The organism is Limimaricola pyoseonensis (assembly GCF_900102015.1).
Classification (GTDB): Bacteria; Pseudomonadota; Alphaproteobacteria; order Rhodobacterales; family Rhodobacteraceae; genus Limimaricola; species Limimaricola pyoseonensis.
In genome coordinates, this window is record NZ_FNAT01000001.1 from 649,592 (window position 1) to 664,231 (window position 14,640).

Here is a 14,640-nt window from a genome sequence, read left to right on the forward strand (position 1 = left end):
TAGAGATACCCCCGATTCGGTTCCAACCGCGTGAATCGGCTCGACCCCAACTGTGGCGTCCACAGCGCATGTGACCCACAAGACCCTGTGAGGCGTCCGACAATCGCCGCCATGATGCTGCCACGATGCTCAAACTCACACCGATCCTGATCGCCCTGCTCTACGGCCTTGCGGTCTATCACTTTTCCGCGTGGCGCACCCGGCGCGAGCTGGACCAGCGCTCGACCGAGCTGGCCGAACCGCGGCTGAAGGCGGTGTGCGACCGGCTGGCGCGCGCGCTCGACCTGCCGCGCATCAAGGTGCATGTCTACGAGATCGCCCCGGTCAACGGGCTCGCCGCCCCCGATGGGCGGATCTTCCTGACCCGCGGCTTTCTCGACCGTTACGCGCGCGGCGAGGTGACGGCCGAGGAGATCGCCAGCGTCGTGGCGCACGAGCTGGGCCACGTGGCGCTTGGCCATGCCCGCCGCCGGATGGTCGATTTCTCGGCGCAGAACGCGCTCCGCACCGCGCTCGCCGCCGTGCTGTCGCGGCTCATTCCCGGTCTCGGCGGCCTCATCGCCTCGGGCCTCGCGCGGCTGGTCTCGGCCCGGCTCAGCCGGGGCGACGAGTACGAGGCCGACGCCTATGCCTCGGCGCTGATGCTCAAGGCCGGTCTCGGCACCGGGCCGCAGAAGTCGCTGCTGTCGAAGCTGGAGAAGCTCGCCGGCGCCGGCGGCAGCGCCACCCCGGCCTGGCTTCTGAGCCACCCCAAGACCGCGCAGCGCATCGCCGCGATCGACGCCAACGAGGCGAAGTGGCTCAACGCCTGAGCTCGACCGCCTTGCCGAACCGGTTGAGCCGCGCCTTCTTCAGAAGCCTGCGCGGCTCCCACCCCTCGCCCGACAGCCGCGAGGCCTCGGCCACCACCGCGTCCACCACCTCGCCCACCGGGCCGGGGCTGGCCTCGAAGAGGCCGAGCAGGAAGTTGTCCGGATCGGCGCGGCTGAGCCCCTCCTCGGCGAGGATGTCGCGCGGGAAGTCCTTGGCGTTCATGGTGACGATCACGTCGCAATGGCCCGCCACGGCGCTTGCCAGCACATGGACGTCGTCCGGGTCGGGCAGCCAGAGCCGCCGCTCCAGGTCCGGCGCGGGCTTGGTGCGGCCGCGCGGGAACTTGGCGTCGAGCATGGCGATCTCGCCGCGCGCGATCGCCTCGCCCTCCGGCCCCAGCCGCGCCGCCGCGCGCGCCCATTCCTCCGAGATCCGCGCGCTCCAGCGCGGCTCGAACAGCCCCTTGCCGGCGCAGCCGAGCAGGAGCTCGCGCATCACCGTCGGGTAGAGCACGCAGGCGTCGAGCAGGACCCTCACAGCCGGAACGCGAGCGCCTTGAGATAGCCGCCCTCGGCCAGCTGCGGCAGCACCGGGTGGTCGGCCCCGGCAAAGCCGGTGTAGCAGATCGCGCCGCGCCGCCCGGCCTTGCCGATGCCGCGGGCCGAGGCCGCGCGGAACTTCGACAGATCCGCCGCGTGGCTGCAGGAGCAGAGCACGAGGTAGCCCCCCTCCTCGACCAGCGGCGCCGCCAGCCGCGCGATCCGCTCATAGGCGCGAAGCCCTGCCTCCAGCGCCTGCTTCGAGGGCGCGAAGGCCGGCGGGTCGCAGACCACCACGTCGAAGCGCCGCCCCTCGGCGGCCAGCGCGGCCAGCGTATCGAAGGCGTCGCCCTGCCGGGTCTCGAAGCGGTCGGCCATGCCAGAGGCCTCGGCCCCCGCCCGCGCCAGTTCCAGCGCCGGGGCGGAACCGTCCACCGCCAGCGCGCTCTCCGCGCCGCCGGCCAGGGCGGCCAAGCCGAAGCCGCCGACATGGCTGAAGACGTCGAGCACCCGCGCGCCTTTGGCGAGCCCCGCCGTGAAGGCGTGGTTCGGCCGCTGGTCGTAGAACAGCCCGGTCTTCTGGCCGCCCATCAGGTCGGCCATGTAGGTCGCGCCGTTCATCGGCACCGGCACCGGCCCCTCGGGCGCCTCGCCCCGCAGCATCCGCAGCTCTTCGCCCAGGCCTTCCAGACCGCGCGCGCGGCCCGAGCCGTTCAGCACGACGCGGCGGATGCCGGTGGCCGAGAGCAGCGCGTCGGCGATGGTCTCGGCCCCGGCATCGGCCCAGGCGGCGTTGGGCTGCAGCACCGCGATCTCGCCGAAGCGGTCGATCACCACGCCGGGCAGCCCGTCGGCCTCGGCATGCACGAGCCGGTAGAAGGGCTGGTCGAACAGCGCCTCGCGGTGGCGCAGCGCCGCCACCAGCTTCGCGGCGATCCAGTCGCCGTCGATCACCGCCTCCGGGTCGCGGTCGAGCACCCGCGCGGCGATCTTCGAGTCCGGGTTCACCGTGACCACGGCCATCGGCCGCCGCTCGGCATCCTCGAGCACGGCGAGGCTGCCGGGCGCGAGCTTCTTGGTGCGGCGGTCGAGCACCATCTCGTTGGCGAAGACCCAGGGAAAGCCGTGGCGCACGGCGCGGGCGTCGGCCTTGGGCAGCAGCCGGACCGTCGGATAGGGCGGGAGGTGGGGGAATGGCGTCATGCGCCCTCCTACCCTGCCCGGGCTACGGCGAAAAGAGGGACGAACGGGGCGAACCGCACCACGCCCGGCGCGTTGACCCGGCATGGCCCCGGCGTCGTGCCGCGCTGCGGCGACCGTGGTTGTTAGCGCTAACGATACATGCTATGGCCGGGCCGACCTCGATTTCTCGCCAGCAGGAGCTGTTCATGGCCCTCAACCGCACGCTCGAAGCCGTCACCGACCGGATCCGCGCCCGCAGCGAAGGCCCGCGCCGGCGCTATCTCGACACCATGGCCGCCGCCGCCGCCGAGGGTCCGCGCCGCGCGCATCTGACCTGCGGCAACCAGGCCCATGCCTATGCCGCCACCGGCCCCGACAAGGACGCGCTGGCCGAGGGCCGCGCCCCGAACATCGGCATCATCACCGCCTACAACGACATGCTCTCGGCGCATCAGCCGTTCGAGACCTACCCGGCGCTGATCCGCGAGGCCGCGCGCGCGGCCGGGGCCACCGCGCAGGTCGCGGGCGGCGTGCCGGCGATGTGCGACGGCGTCACCCAGGGTCAGACCGGGATGGAGCTGTCGCTGTTCTCGCGCGACGTGATCGCGCTCGCCGCCGCGGTGGGCCTGTCGCACAACACCTACGACTCGGCGCTCTATCTCGGCGTCTGCGACAAGATCGTGCCCGGCCTCGTCATGGCCGCCGCCACCTTCGGCTACATCCCCTCGGTGTTCCTGCCCGCAGGTCCCATGGTCTCGGGCCTGCCCAATGACGAGAAGGCCCGCGTGCGCCAGCAGTTCGCCGCCGGCGAAGTGGGCCGCGACGCGCTGATGAAGGCCGAGATGGAAAGCTATCACGGCCCGGGCACCTGCACCTTCTACGGCACCGCGAACTCCAACCAGATGCTGATGGAGTTCATGGGCCTGCACCTGCCGGGTTCGAGCTTCGTGAACCCGGGCACGCCGCTGCGCGACGCGCTGACCAAGGCCGGCACCGCCCGCGCGGCACAGATCACGGCCCTTGGCAACGAGTTCACCCCCGTCTCCGACGTGCTCGACGAGCGCGCCTTCGTGAACGGCATCGTCGGGCTGATGGCGACGGGCGGCTCCACCAACCTCGTGCTGCACCTGCCCGCGATGGCCAAGGCCGCCGGCGTGATCCTCGACCTCGAGGACTTCGCGGAGCTCTCCACGATCACCCCGCTGATGGCCAAGGTCTACCCGAACGGCCTCGCCGACGTGAACCATTTCCACGCCGCGGGGGGCTTGGGCTACATGATCGGCGAGCTTCTGAACGCCGGTCTCCTGCACCCCGACACCCGCACCGTGGCGGGCGACGGGCTCGAGCTCTACACCCGCGAGCCGAAGCTCAGGGACGGCAAGCTCGAATGGGAGGCGACCGACGGCAAGACCCGCAACGACAAGATCCTGCGCCCGGTCTCCGACCCGTTCCAGCCGACCGGCGGCCTGCGCCAGCTCGACGGCGATCTCGGCCGCGCGGTGATCAAGACCTCGGCCGTCACCCCCGAGCGTCAGGTGATCGAGGCCAAGGCCCGCGTCTTCCACGACCAGGAGGCGGTGAAGACCGCCTTCCGCAACGACGAGTTCACCGAGGACACCATCGTCGTGGTCCGCTACCAGGGCCCGAAGTCGAACGGCATGCCCGAGCTGCACAACCTGACGCCGACGCTGGCGGTGCTGCAGGACCGCGGCCTGAAGGTGGCGCTGGTCACCGACGGCCGGATGTCGGGCGCGTCGGGCAAGGTGCCGGCGGCGATCCACGTCACCCCCGAGGCCGCCGATGGCGGCGCGATCGCGCTCATCCGCGACGGCGACCGGATGCGGCTCGACGCGCCCTCGGGCCGGCTCGAGGTGCTCGAGGACCTGTCGGGTCGCGAGCCGGCGCCGGCGGATCTGTCGGGCAACGGCAACGGCGTCGGCCGCGAGCTGTTCGAGGTGTTCCGCAACACCGTCGGCGGCGCCGCCTACGGCGCGGCGGTGGTGGTCTGACGCATGGCGCGGACGGCGTCGATGCCGGCCCCTCCCCGGCCTGGCACCGACGCCGCCGCATTGTGCGGGGGAGGCCACGGGCCGGCCCCGTGAACGCGACCATGCTCCGTCCGACGGCCGCCAGCCCGACCCCGCCGCCGCAGGGTGCGGCGATATGGTTAACCGGATATTAACAAGACAGGGACGATTGCGTCGTCCCACCCCCGACACAGTCAACAGGACAGACAGATGACCCCCGAACACGCCTCCGAACTGACCGCCGAGGTCTGCGGCCTCGCCCCCGTGATCCCGGTTCTCGTGGTCGAGGATGCCGCGATCGCCGCCGATCTCGCCCGCGCGCTGGTGGCCGGCGGGCTGCCGGCGCTGGAGGTGACGCTGCGCACGCCGGCCGCGCTCGACGTGATCCGCGAGATGGCGCAGGTCGAGGGCGGCGTGGTCGGCGCCGGCACGCTGCTGACGCCGCGCGACGTCGAGAACGCCAAGGCCGCCGGCGCGAGCTTCGGCGTCAGCCCCGGCGCAACCGACCGGCTGCTCGACGCCTGCGAGGCCAACGACCTGCCGCTCCTGCCGGGTGCGGCGACCGCCTCCGAGGTGCTGCGGCTCTATGAGCGCGGCTACACGGTGCAGAAGTTCTTCCCGGCCGAGGCCAATGGCGGCGCGCCTGCGCTCAAGGCGATCGGCGCGCCGATCCCGCAGGTGCATTTCTGCCCGACCGGCGGCGTCAGCCTGAAGAACGCGAACGACTACCTGTCGCTGCCCAACACGCTCTGCGTCGGCGGCAGCTGGGTCGCGCCGGCCGACAAGGTCCGGGCCGGCGACTGGGACGCGATCACCAAGCTCGCCGCCGAGGCCGCCGCGCTGTCGCGCTGAGCGGGGCTGCTTCACGCCCGAACTGCTGATGGCCCGCCCGCCGGACCGGGCGGGCCGTCAGCCCTGGCGCCCGGCGCGTCCGCCGCGCCGCTTCGGCGGCGCGCTGCCGTTCAGCCCCTCGACCAGCACCGCGGTCATCGGGTGGCCCTGCGGCGCGGTGGCGTGGCGCTCCAGCAGCCGCCGGATCGCCATGGCGCTGTCGGTGTCCTCGGGCAGCGACAAGGCCCAGTCGAGAAAGATCGAGCGGCATTCCTCCGGCCCGATCCCCTCGATCCGGTAGGCTTCCCGCACCAGCCCCTTGGGGTCGATCGCATCCTTCATTCGCCGTCTCCCTGAAGCGCCTGCGCGATCACCGCCTCGGCCCTTTCGGCGCGCGCGTCAAGGGCGCGGCGCAGCGCGTCGAGATCCTCGGCCCCGGTTTCGCGCAGCATCAGGCGCTCGCCGCCTTCGGCGAAGCGCTCGGGCGGCGCGCCGCCGCCGGTCAGAAGCCGGATCACGCATTGCACCCGGCGCATCAGCATCGCCGCCTCGGTCAGATCGGCCGCCGCGTCCTCGCCGATCAGCCCCGCCTCGCGCCCGGCCGCGATCTGGGCGGGCACCTCGCGGGCGGGCGAGCCCGCGCGCAGCGCGAGGCTCTGCGCGAACAGCTCGACATCCTGCAGCCGCCCCGGCCCGTCGCGCAGCGCCCAGCCGCCCTGCGCGGGCCGCGCCTCGGCCAGCCGCGCCCGCATCGCGGCGAGGTCGTCGCGCACGCTGGTGCCCCGCGCCTTCTCGGCGATCAGCTCGCGGCGGAACGCCTCCACCTCCTCGCGCAGCGCCGGCTCGCCGGCGATCGGCCGGGCGCGGGTCAGCGCCAGGTGCTCCCAGGTCCATGCCTCGTCCTGCTGGTAGGCGCGGAAGGCCGGCAGCGCGGTCGCCACCGGCCCCTGCCGCCCCGAGGGGCGCAGCCGCATGTCGACCTCGTAGAGCTTGCCCTCGGATGTCGGCGCGCTCAGCGCGGTGATCAGCCCCTGGGTGAAGCGCGAATACCAGGCCCGCGCGGCCAGCGGGCGCGGCCCGTCGGAGGCGTCCTGCCCGTCGGCGTCGTAGATCACGATCAGGTCGAGATCCGATGACGAGCCCAGCCGTCCCGCCCCGAGCGAGCCCATGGCGAGCACGGTGAGCCCGCGCCCCGGCGGCGGGCCGTGGCGTCGGGCCATGTCGTCGATCACCACCGGCACCAGCGCCGCGACGGCGGCCTCGGCCAGTTCCGCGTATTCCTGCCCGGCGCGGTCGGCGTCGATCAGCCCGCGCAGGTGGTGCACGCCGATGCGGAAATGGATCTCCTTGGCCCAGACCCGCGCCGCGTCGAGCCGCGCCTCGTGGTCGGGCTGGCGCGCCAGCCGGTCCGACAGCTCAGAGCGCAGCGCCTCACATCCCGGCCAGTCGGCGAAGAAGCCGCCGCCGATCACCGCGTCGAGCACGCCGGCGTTGCGCGACAGGTACTTGGCCAACCCCGGCGCGGTGGCGCAGATGTCCACCAGGAGCCGCGTGAGCTGCGGGTTGGCCTCGAACAGCGAGAAAAGCTGCACCCCGGCCGGCAGCCCGGCGAGGAAGGCGTCGAACTGCGCCAGCGCCTCGTCGGGGCGCGCGGCCTCCGACAGCATCTTCAGGATCTCGGGGCGCAGCCGGTCGAAGATCTCGACCGCCCGGTCCGAGCGCAGCGCCGGGTAGCCGGGCCAGCGCGCCGTGGTCTCGCGGCCGAAATCCGGCACCGCCTCGCCCGCGCCGCCCGGCGCGAAGAAGTCCTCGGTCAGCTCGTGCACCGCCTCCAGCCGCTCGGTCAGCTCGGCTCCCAGCTCGGCGGCGTCGCGGTCCATGAAGGCCGCGAGCCGGGCGAAGCCCTCTTCCGTGGAGGGCAGCATGTGGGTCTGCTGGTCGGCGATCATCTGCACCCGGTGCTCGACCTCGCGATGCGCGCGGTAATGCGTGGTCAGCCCCTCGGCCACGCCGGCCTCGATCCAGCCCGCCTGCGCCAGCCGCTCCAGCCCCTCGACCGTGCCGCGCACCCTGAGCGAGGCATCGCGCCCGCCCGAGATGAGCTGCCGCGTCTGGGTGAAGAACTCGATCTCGCGGATGCCGCCGCGGCCGAGCTTCATGTCGTGGCCCATGAGGTTGAGCGCGCCGCCCAACCCCTTGTGGTCACGGATCTTCAGCCGCATGTCGTGGGCGTCGCGGATCGCGTGGAAGTCGAGATGCCGCCGCCAGATGAAGGGCCTGAGCGTCGAGACGAACTGCCCGCCGGCGGCGAGGTCGCCCGCGCAGGGCCGCGCCTTGATCCAGGCGGCGCGCTCCCAAGTGCGGCCGACGCTTTCATAGTACTGCTCGGCCGCGCCCATCGACAGGCAGACCGGCGTCACGGCGGCGTCGGGCCTGAGCCGCAGGTCGGTGCGGAAGACGTAGCCCTCGCCGGTGAGATCCCCGATCAGCGCCGCGAGCTGGCGGGTGACGCGCACGAGGATGGCGCGGGCCTCGTGGCGGTCGGCCTCGTCGTAGCGGGTCTCGTCGTAGAGGCAGATCAGGTCGATGTCCGAACTGTAGTTCAGCTCGAAGGCGCCCATCTTGCCCATCGCGAAGACGCACATTCCGGCGCCGGTCTCGAGGTCGGCCTCGGTGATGCCCGGCAGCTTGCCGCGCGCCACCTGCGGCGCGAGCAGCGCCCTGAGCCCGGCCTGCAGCCCGGCATCGGCGAGCCGCGTCAGGCTGCCCGTCACCTCCTCGAGCGGCCATGCGCCGCCCAGGTCGGCGAGCGCCGCAATGAGCGCCACGCGCCGCTTGGCTTGCCGCAGCCGCGGCGCCAGCGCGGCCGCGTCGAGCCCGTCGAAGCTTGCCAGCTCGGCCTCAACCGCGGCTTCCGGGTCGGCGCAGGCCGCCTCCAGCCAGGCCGCCTCGCGGCCGATCAGCCCGGCGAGGAAGGGGCTGCAGCCGGCGGTGCCGCCGATCAGCTCGGCAAGGCCGCCCGAGGCCCAGCCGCATTCGGCGCGGGCCTCATGGGCGCGATCGGTGTCGAAGGGGCGCGGGGCGCGGCGCAGGCGCGAGGCGAGATCGGTCATGCGCGCCACGTTGCGGCCGGGCGCGGGCGGCGTCAATCGCTCCCCTGACGGGCCCGTCGCGCGGCCTGCGACCGAAAAATGTGAAAACCCTTCACATGACCCCTTGAAGCGGCGATCCGCCGCGCCCAGATGAGAGATGTGAAAGACATTCACATTACCACCGACCCCGAAGGGGTCACACTGTCCACCGGCCCCGAAAGGGCCTCTCTGCCCACCGGCCCGACCAAGGCCTCTCTGCAAGGAGCCCCACCGATGTCCACGACCATGTCCCTGCCTCCCCGCTACGGCCGCACCGGCCCCGGCGGCTGGCTGCGCCGCGGCGAAGCCTGGCTCGACGCCCGCGGCAAGCCCGCCTGGATCGCCGCCATGGTGCTCGGCTTCGTCGCCTTCTGGCCCGTGGGTCTCGCCCTTCTCGCCTACATGATCTGGAGCAAGCGCATGTTCTCCGCCTCCTGCCGCGGCCGCAGCCGCACCCGCCACGTCTCGCCCTTCGCCGCCATGCGGCCCTCGGGCAACAGCGCCTTCGACGCCTACAAGGCCGAGACGCTGCGCCGGCTCGAGGACGAGCAGCACGCCTTCGAGGCCTTCCTCGAGCGGCTGCGCGAGGCCAAGGACAAGGCCGAGTTCGACCAGTTCATGGACGACCGCGCCCGCAAGGCCCGCGAGGCGGCCGAGCGCGGCGACGACGAGAACGGCAACGGCAACGGCGACAAGGACGCCGCCTGAGCCCGACCGAACCGGGCGGCCCCGCGGGGCCGCCCTTGCCCGTCCCCCCACCGGCATGAGAGGATCGCGCCATGACCGCCGCTCCCAGCTTCGCCGCGCGACTGCGCGGCCTGCCCGACCCCGAGACCGCGCCCGAATTCTACGAGGGCGTGCCGATGAAGCGGGCCCTGGCCTGGCTGATCGACGTCGCCGTCATCTTCGTGGCGAGCCTGCTGCTTCTGCCCTTCACCGCCTTCCTGGGGCTCTTCGTCTTCCCGGCGATGCTGGCCGTGGTGGGCTTTCTCTACCGCTGGGCCACGATCTCGGCGCGCTCGGCCACCTGGGGCATGCGGATGATGGCGATCGAGCTGCGCGACGGCGACGACCGGCCGCTCGACACCACGCAGGCGTTTCTGCACACGGCCGGCTACGCGGTGTCGGTCATGGTGATGCCGCTGCAGCTCGTCTCCATGGCGATGATGCTGCTCACCCCGCACGGCCAGGGGTTGACCGACAGCATCCTCGCCACCACCGCGATGCGGCGCAGCCGCGGCTGACGCTGCGTCGGCGATCTGCCGAAGCGTTCGGCCGGGGACTTGGCAGACCCCCGACCGGGCGCTAGCCTCTGTTGCGGACCAGCCGACGGACAGCAGACGCCATGCGCCACACACTGCCCTTTGCGCCGCAATTCTACGTGACGGCCCCGCAGCCCTGCCCGTATCTCGCGGACCGGATGGAGCGGAAGCTGTTCACCGCGTTGCAGGGCGAACAGGCCGAGAAGCTGAACGACGCGCTCTCCAAGCAGGGCTTCCGCCGCAGCCAGAACGTGCTCTACCGCCCCTCCTGCGCCGATTGCACCGCCTGCCTCTCGGCCCGGATCGACGTGTCGAAATTCGCGCCCTCGCGCAGCCAGGCGCGCGTGCTCCGGCGCAACCGCGACCTGTCGCGCCGCGCCACCTCGCCCTGGGCCACCGAGGAGCAGTACGCGCTGTTCCGCGACTATCTCGACAGCCGCCACGCCGAGGGCGGCATGGCCGACATGGACATGTTCGAGTTCGCCGCCATGGTCGAGGAGACGCCGGTGCGCTCGCGGCTGGTGGAATACACCGACCCCGACCGCATCGAGGACGACCGGCGCGGGCTGCGCGCGGTCTGCCTCACCGACATCCTCGATGACGGGCTGTCGATGGTCTATTCCTTCTTCGACCCGTCAGAGCCGCGCCGCTCGCTCGGCACCCACCTGATCCTGGACCATGTCCGCATCGCGCGCGAGATGGAGCTGCCTTACGTCTATCTCGGCTACTGGGTGCCCGGCAGCCCGAAGATGGACTACAAGGCCCGCTTCTCGGGGCTCGAGATCTACCGCGCCGGGCGCTGGCAGCCGCTGGGCGACCCGAAGGGCTACGATTCCGAGACCCACCCGCTCTCGGTCGCGCCGATCTCCGAACAGGTGGCCCGGATCGCCCTGCCCGACACCCGGCCCGTGCCGGGCTGAAGGGCACCTTCGCCACGATCCCGGCCCGAGGCTCGCGACGGACCGGCCGGGGCGCAGCCCGGCCGACCGGGGCCGCGCCTCAGGCCCGTTCGCCGTCCACCCGGTACCAGCGGTAGCCGTAACCCGGCAGCGCGATCTCCGCGCCCGGCGGGATCGGGTCGCGCGCCGCCTCGTCCGGCCCGCCCAGCAGCGACACGAGGTGATGCGCGTCGCCGAGATCGGGCGCGCAGGTCACAGGCTCGCCGGAGAAGTTGTGCAGCGTCACCACCCGCGCGCCGCGCCAGCGGCTCTCGAGCCCCAGCACCTCTGCCGGCAGCCCCTCCAGCACCCGCGTCTCGCCCCAGCCGATCTCCGGGCAGGCGCGGCGCGTCCGCACCATCTGCTGCACCCGGCTGAGCAGGCTGCCCGGCCGGCCGCGCTGCGCCGCCACCGAGGTCTCGTGAAAGCCGAGCGGCCCCTCCTCGACCACCGGCCGCACCGGGTCGCAGTCCGCGCGCGAAAAGCCGCCGCGATGCTCGTCGGCCCATTGCATCGGCGTGCGCACCGCGTCGCGCTCGGGCTGCGACAGGTCCTCGCCCATGCCGATCTCGTCGCCATACCACATCACCGGCGTACCCGGCAGCGCGAACAGCAGCGACTGCGCCAGCGCCACCCGGTCGGTGTCGCCCAGCATCGGCGCGAGGCGGCGGCGCAAGCCGCGCCCATAAAGCTGCATGTCCTCCTCCGGGCCGAAGGCGTCGAACACCTCCTGCCGTTCCGCCTCCGACAGCTTGTCGAGCGACAGCTCGTCGTGGTTGCGCAGGAAGGTCGCCCATTGCGCCTGCACCGGCGGCCCCTCGGGCCGCGTGCCCAGCGCCCGGATCACCGGCTCGGCCTGCCCCCGCGCGAAGCCCAGCCACAGCGCCTGGTTCAGCGGGAAGTCGAGGATCAGGTGCATCCGCTCGTCGGCGCCGAACTCGCGCCCGCCGAAATACTCGGGCGCCTTCTCGCGCTCGATGTTGGCCTCCGCCAGCATGATCGCCCCGGCGCGCCGCCAGCTCAGGAAGTCGCGCATCTCCGACAACAGCAGATGCGGGTCGCGGTCCGGCTCCTCCTTAAGCCCCTTGTACTCGATCAGGAAGGGCACCGCGTCGATCCGGAAGCCCGAGACCCCGAGCTCCAGCCAGTAGCCCATGATCTTCAGGATCTCGGCCCGCACATCCGAGTTGGCGATGTTGAGATCGGCCTGGTGCTCGTAGAAGCGGTGCATGTACCACGCGCCGGCCGTCTCGTCGAAGGTCCAGACCGCCTCCTGCACGCCGGGAAAGATGATCCCTTCCGTGATGTCCTCGGGCTTCTCCTCCGACCAGACATACCAGTCGCGATAGGGGCTGTCGGGGTCCGATCGGGCGCTTTGGAACCACGGGTGGTCGGTCGAAGTGTGGTTGACGACGAGGTCCACGATCACCTTCAGCCCGCGGTCGGCGGCGGCGCGGCTGAAGGCCACGAAGTCGCCCGGGTTCCCGAGCCGCGGATCGACGCCGTAGAAATCGGTGATGTCGTAGCCGTTGTCGCGGTTCGGCGTCGGGTAGAACGGGTTGAGCCAGACCGCCGTGGCCCCCAGCCCCTCGACATGATCGAGCCGGTGCTCGAGCCCGCGGAAATCGCCCACCCCGTCGCCCGACGCGTCCATGTAGGTCTCGACGTCGAGGCAGTAGATCACCGCGTTCTTGTACCACAGATCCATCATCGCGCGTCCTTCCCGCCATCTGCCCCGCCATCTGACCGGCGAGCTAGGACGCGGCGCGGGCGCGGCGAGACGGCGGCACGCGAAAAAGGGGCGGACCGATGGCCCGCCCCGCACTCGTCAAACACCGCCTTGGTTTCAGCCGATCTCGGCGCCGTCGAGACGGCGGATCGCCACGATCGAGGAGCGCGGCAGCGCCTCCGGGTCGGGGAAGTTGTCGGGGTGCTGGATGCCCACGAACATCGTCCTGCGGTCCGCCGAGAAGGTCGCGCCGGTCACCTCCGAGCCCTTCGGCCCGGTCATGAAGCGCGCGATCTCGCCGGTCTCGGGGTCGCCGCAGAGCATCTGGTTGTTGCCCATCCCGGCGAAATCGCCCTCGTTGCTGTCGTCGCCGTCGGTCTGGATCCACAGCATGCCGCGGCTGTCGAAGGCCATGCCGTCGGGCGAGTTGAACAGGTTGCCCGGCGTGACGTTGTCGGAGCCCGCATAGGCGTCCGCATGCACCTCCGGGTTGCCCGCCATCACATAGAGATCCCATGCGAAGGCATCGGCGGCGTGATCCTCGCCCTCGGGCCGCCAGCGCACGATCTGGCCGTAATGGTTCTCGGCGCGCGGGTTGGGGCCGCCCACCGGGGTCTCGTCGCCGCCGGCATTGGGCTTCACGCCGCGGTTCTTGTTGTTGGTGAGCGCGCAGTAGGCCTCGGCCCTGACCGGGTTGACCGCCACCCATTCGGGCCGGTCCATCGTGGTCGCCCCCACCGCCGAGCCGGCCTGGCGGGTGTGGATGTGGATCATCGCGCGGTCCATGCCGGTGGTCTCGGGCGTCAGCGCCAGCCACTCGCCGCGGCCGTCCTCGTGGAACTTCGCGACATAGAGCTGGCCGTCGTCGAGCAGGCCGGAGGTGTCGCCGCCCTCGGTGTAGGTGCCGTTCGAGACGTAGCGGTAGAGGAACTCGCCGCGCTCGTCGTCGCCCAGATAGACCACCACACGGCCGTCGGCCGCCAGCGTCACCTCGGCGTTCTCGTGCTTGAAGCGGCCCAGCGCGGTGCGCTTGACCGGCGTCGAGGCGGCGTCCGAGGGGTCGATCTCGACGACATAGCCGGCGCGGTTCGGCTCGTTCGGCTCGACCGCGAGGTCGAAGCGCGGGTCGAACTGCTCGTAGGCATAGCGCGACTCGTGGCCGATGCCGTAGCGCTCGAAGCCCTCGGGCAGCTCCAGGTCGGCGTCGGTCGAGCCGAAGTAGCCGTTGAAGTTCTCTTCGCAGGTCAGGTAGGTGCCCCATGGCGTGCGCCCGGCGCCGCAATTGTTGAAGGTGCCCAGCGCCTCGGTGCCCGACGGGTCGGTCGAGGTCTGGAGCAGCGCGTGCCCCGCCGCCGGGCCGGAGATCCGCATCGGCGTGCGATGGGTGATGCGGCGGTTGTAGGGGCTGTCGAGCACGACCTCGTAGCCCTGGCCCGCATCCTTCACCTCGAACACCGCGACGCCCTGGCTGTCCTGCACCTGCCGGATGTCCTCGATCGTGGCCGGGCGGCCCTCGTCGTTCTGCGGCAGGTTGATGTTGAGATTGGCGTATTCGTGGTTCACCGCGATCACCTCGCGGCCGTCGATCTCGTAGAGATGCATGCCGTCGGTGTTCTCGCCCACCGCGCGGGCCTGCCCCTCATGGGTGGTGCCGGTGACGGGGTCGAAGGCCGGCGCGTCCGAGAAGAGCGGGTCGCCCCAGCTGGTCAGCACCTTCCACTCGTAGCCCTCGGGCACGTGCACGGTGAAGTCGGTCGCGGCCGGGATCGGGGTGAAGGCGAAGCGCGAGGCCGCCTGCGCCCGCGCGCTGGTGGCTCCCATCAGCCCCGAGCCCATCACGGCCGCGCCCGAGCCGAAGGCCACGAGCCCCGACAGGAAGCCGCGGCGCGACATCGCGCCCGCGACCACGCGGTCGAAATCGGTGGTCTCGTCGGTCGGGCGGCGGCGCTCGTCCCACTCGTCCCAGCTGAGTGCGTCGATATCCTTGCGGTTCATGGCTCGTTCCCTCGTTGAGCAGATCTTGCTGCGGCCCTGCTAGGCCCCGCCCGTGACACCGGTGCGACACGCATGTGAGGGTTTTGTAAAGCCGCCGCCCCCCCGGTGCCGGGCCGGTGCCGGGCTTGCCGCCCATGCCCCCGGGGGGAACGCAGCCGATGCCTGCCGTGTTGGCCCGTCGAGACCTGTCAGC

Annotated in this window: 12 protein-coding genes; 6 read left to right on the forward strand and 6 right to left on the reverse strand. The window is 71.9% G+C overall.

Annotated features, from left to right (window positions below):
• Nucleotides 1-125 precede the first annotated feature (125 nt).
• A complete protein-coding gene (locus BLT43_RS03085; RefSeq protein WP_090109961.1) occupies nt 126-812 on the forward strand; it encodes a M48 family metallopeptidase in 687 nt (228 codons plus the stop codon).
• Here BLT43_RS03085 and BLT43_RS03090 read toward each other — a convergent pair.
• Both BLT43_RS03090 and BLT43_RS03095 read right to left on the reverse strand, forming a co-directional pair.
• The gene (locus tag BLT43_RS03090) at nt 802-1,350 is read right to left on the reverse strand and encodes an RSP_2648 family PIN domain-containing protein (RefSeq protein ID WP_090109964.1); all 549 of its coding nucleotides are present in this window, start codon (nt 1,348-1,350) and stop codon (nt 802-804) included. The two genes, BLT43_RS03085 and BLT43_RS03090, sit on opposite strands and share 11 nt — an antisense overlap.
• Entirely contained in the window at nt 1,347-2,555 is a 1,209-nt protein-coding gene (locus BLT43_RS03095) for an RSP_2647 family RNA methyltransferase (protein WP_090109966.1), read from the reverse strand. The genes BLT43_RS03090 and BLT43_RS03095 overlap by 4 nt, the downstream gene beginning before the upstream one ends.
• Nucleotides 2,556-2,740: 185 nt before the next feature.
• Between BLT43_RS03095 and edd the strand changes: the two genes are divergently transcribed.
• A complete protein-coding gene (gene edd / locus BLT43_RS03100) occupies nt 2,741-4,543 on the forward strand; it encodes a phosphogluconate dehydratase (RefSeq protein ID WP_090110248.1) in 1,803 nt (600 codons plus the stop codon).
• A 228-nt stretch (nt 4,544-4,771) separates the two neighbouring features.
• Nucleotides 4,772-5,413, forward strand: coding sequence for a bifunctional 4-hydroxy-2-oxoglutarate aldolase/2-dehydro-3-deoxy-phosphogluconate aldolase (eda, locus tag BLT43_RS03105; RefSeq protein WP_090109968.1), 642 nt, complete (start codon nt 4,772-4,774; stop codon nt 5,411-5,413).
• Between the two features lie 57 nt (nt 5,414-5,470).
• Here eda and BLT43_RS03110 read toward each other — a convergent pair whose 3' ends face one another.
• Together BLT43_RS03110 and BLT43_RS03115 are read right to left on the reverse strand one after the other, a co-directional pair.
• Nucleotides 5,471-5,734, reverse strand: a complete 264-nt coding sequence (locus tag BLT43_RS03110) for a hypothetical protein (RefSeq protein WP_090109969.1) — start codon at nt 5,732-5,734, stop codon at nt 5,471-5,473.
• A complete protein-coding gene (locus BLT43_RS03115; RefSeq protein WP_090110249.1) occupies nt 5,731-8,505 on the reverse strand; it encodes a [protein-PII] uridylyltransferase family protein in 2,775 nt (924 codons plus the stop codon). The genes BLT43_RS03110 and BLT43_RS03115 overlap by 4 nt, the downstream gene beginning before the upstream one ends.
• Before the next feature lie 252 nt (nt 8,506-8,757).
• Here BLT43_RS03115 and BLT43_RS03120 point away from each other — a divergent pair, with 252 nt between their 5' ends.
• The 3 genes from BLT43_RS03120 (at nt 8,758) to BLT43_RS03130 (ending at nt 10,705) form a co-directional block, all read left to right on the forward strand.
• On the forward strand, nt 8,758-9,231 hold the full coding sequence (locus BLT43_RS03120) for a DUF2852 domain-containing protein (RefSeq protein WP_090109971.1): 474 nt from the start codon (nt 8,758-8,760) through the stop codon (nt 9,229-9,231).
• A gap of 71 nt (nt 9,232-9,302) precedes the next feature.
• Nucleotides 9,303-9,767 (forward strand): RDD family protein, encoded by a 465-nt coding sequence (locus BLT43_RS03125; RefSeq protein WP_090109973.1) that lies wholly within the window; start codon nt 9,303-9,305, stop codon nt 9,765-9,767.
• Between the two features lie 101 nt (nt 9,768-9,868).
• Entirely contained in the window at nt 9,869-10,705 is an 837-nt protein-coding gene (locus tag BLT43_RS03130) for an arginyltransferase (RefSeq protein WP_090109975.1), read from the forward strand.
• A 79-nt stretch (nt 10,706-10,784) separates the two neighbouring features.
• Here BLT43_RS03130 and BLT43_RS03135 read toward each other — a convergent pair whose 3' ends face one another.
• Nucleotides 10,785-12,434: an alpha-amylase family protein gene (locus tag BLT43_RS03135; RefSeq protein ID WP_090109977.1), complete on the reverse strand. Its 1,650-nt coding sequence runs from the start codon at nt 12,432-12,434 to the stop codon at nt 10,785-10,787.
• A 135-nt stretch (nt 12,435-12,569) separates the two neighbouring features.
• Entirely contained in the window at nt 12,570-14,447 is a 1,878-nt protein-coding gene (locus BLT43_RS03140) for a PhoX family protein (protein WP_090109979.1), read from the reverse strand.
• Nucleotides 14,448-14,640: the final 193 nt, after the last annotated feature.

What these genes read in the sequence shown, in the direction of transcription:
- BLT43_RS03085 (WP_090109961.1), top strand. Translation starts at nt 126, where the DNA reads ATGCTCAAACTCACACCGATCCTGATCGCCCTGCTCTACGGCCTTGCG.
- BLT43_RS03095 (WP_090109966.1), bottom strand. Translation starts at nt 2,555, where the DNA reads ATGACGCCATTCCCCCACCTCCCGCCCTATCCGACGGTCCGGCTGCTG.
- edd (WP_090110248.1), top strand. Translation starts at nt 2,741, where the DNA reads ATGGCCCTCAACCGCACGCTCGAAGCCGTCACCGACCGGATCCGCGCC.
- eda (WP_090109968.1), top strand. Translation starts at nt 4,772, where the DNA reads ATGACCCCCGAACACGCCTCCGAACTGACCGCCGAGGTCTGCGGCCTC.
- BLT43_RS03110 (WP_090109969.1), bottom strand. Translation starts at nt 5,734, where the DNA reads ATGAAGGATGCGATCGACCCCAAGGGGCTGGTGCGGGAAGCCTACCGG.
- BLT43_RS03115 (WP_090110249.1), bottom strand. Translation starts at nt 8,505, where the DNA reads ATGACCGATCTCGCCTCGCGCCTGCGCCGCGCCCCGCGCCCCTTCGAC.
- BLT43_RS03120 (WP_090109971.1), top strand. Translation starts at nt 8,758, where the DNA reads ATGTCCACGACCATGTCCCTGCCTCCCCGCTACGGCCGCACCGGCCCC.
- BLT43_RS03125 (WP_090109973.1), top strand. Translation starts at nt 9,303, where the DNA reads ATGACCGCCGCTCCCAGCTTCGCCGCGCGACTGCGCGGCCTGCCCGAC.
- BLT43_RS03130 (WP_090109975.1), top strand. Translation starts at nt 9,869, where the DNA reads ATGCGCCACACACTGCCCTTTGCGCCGCAATTCTACGTGACGGCCCCG.
- BLT43_RS03135 (WP_090109977.1), bottom strand. Translation starts at nt 12,434, where the DNA reads ATGATGGATCTGTGGTACAAGAACGCGGTGATCTACTGCCTCGACGTC.
- BLT43_RS03140 (WP_090109979.1), bottom strand. Translation starts at nt 14,447, where the DNA reads ATGAACCGCAAGGATATCGACGCACTCAGCTGGGACGAGTGGGACGAG.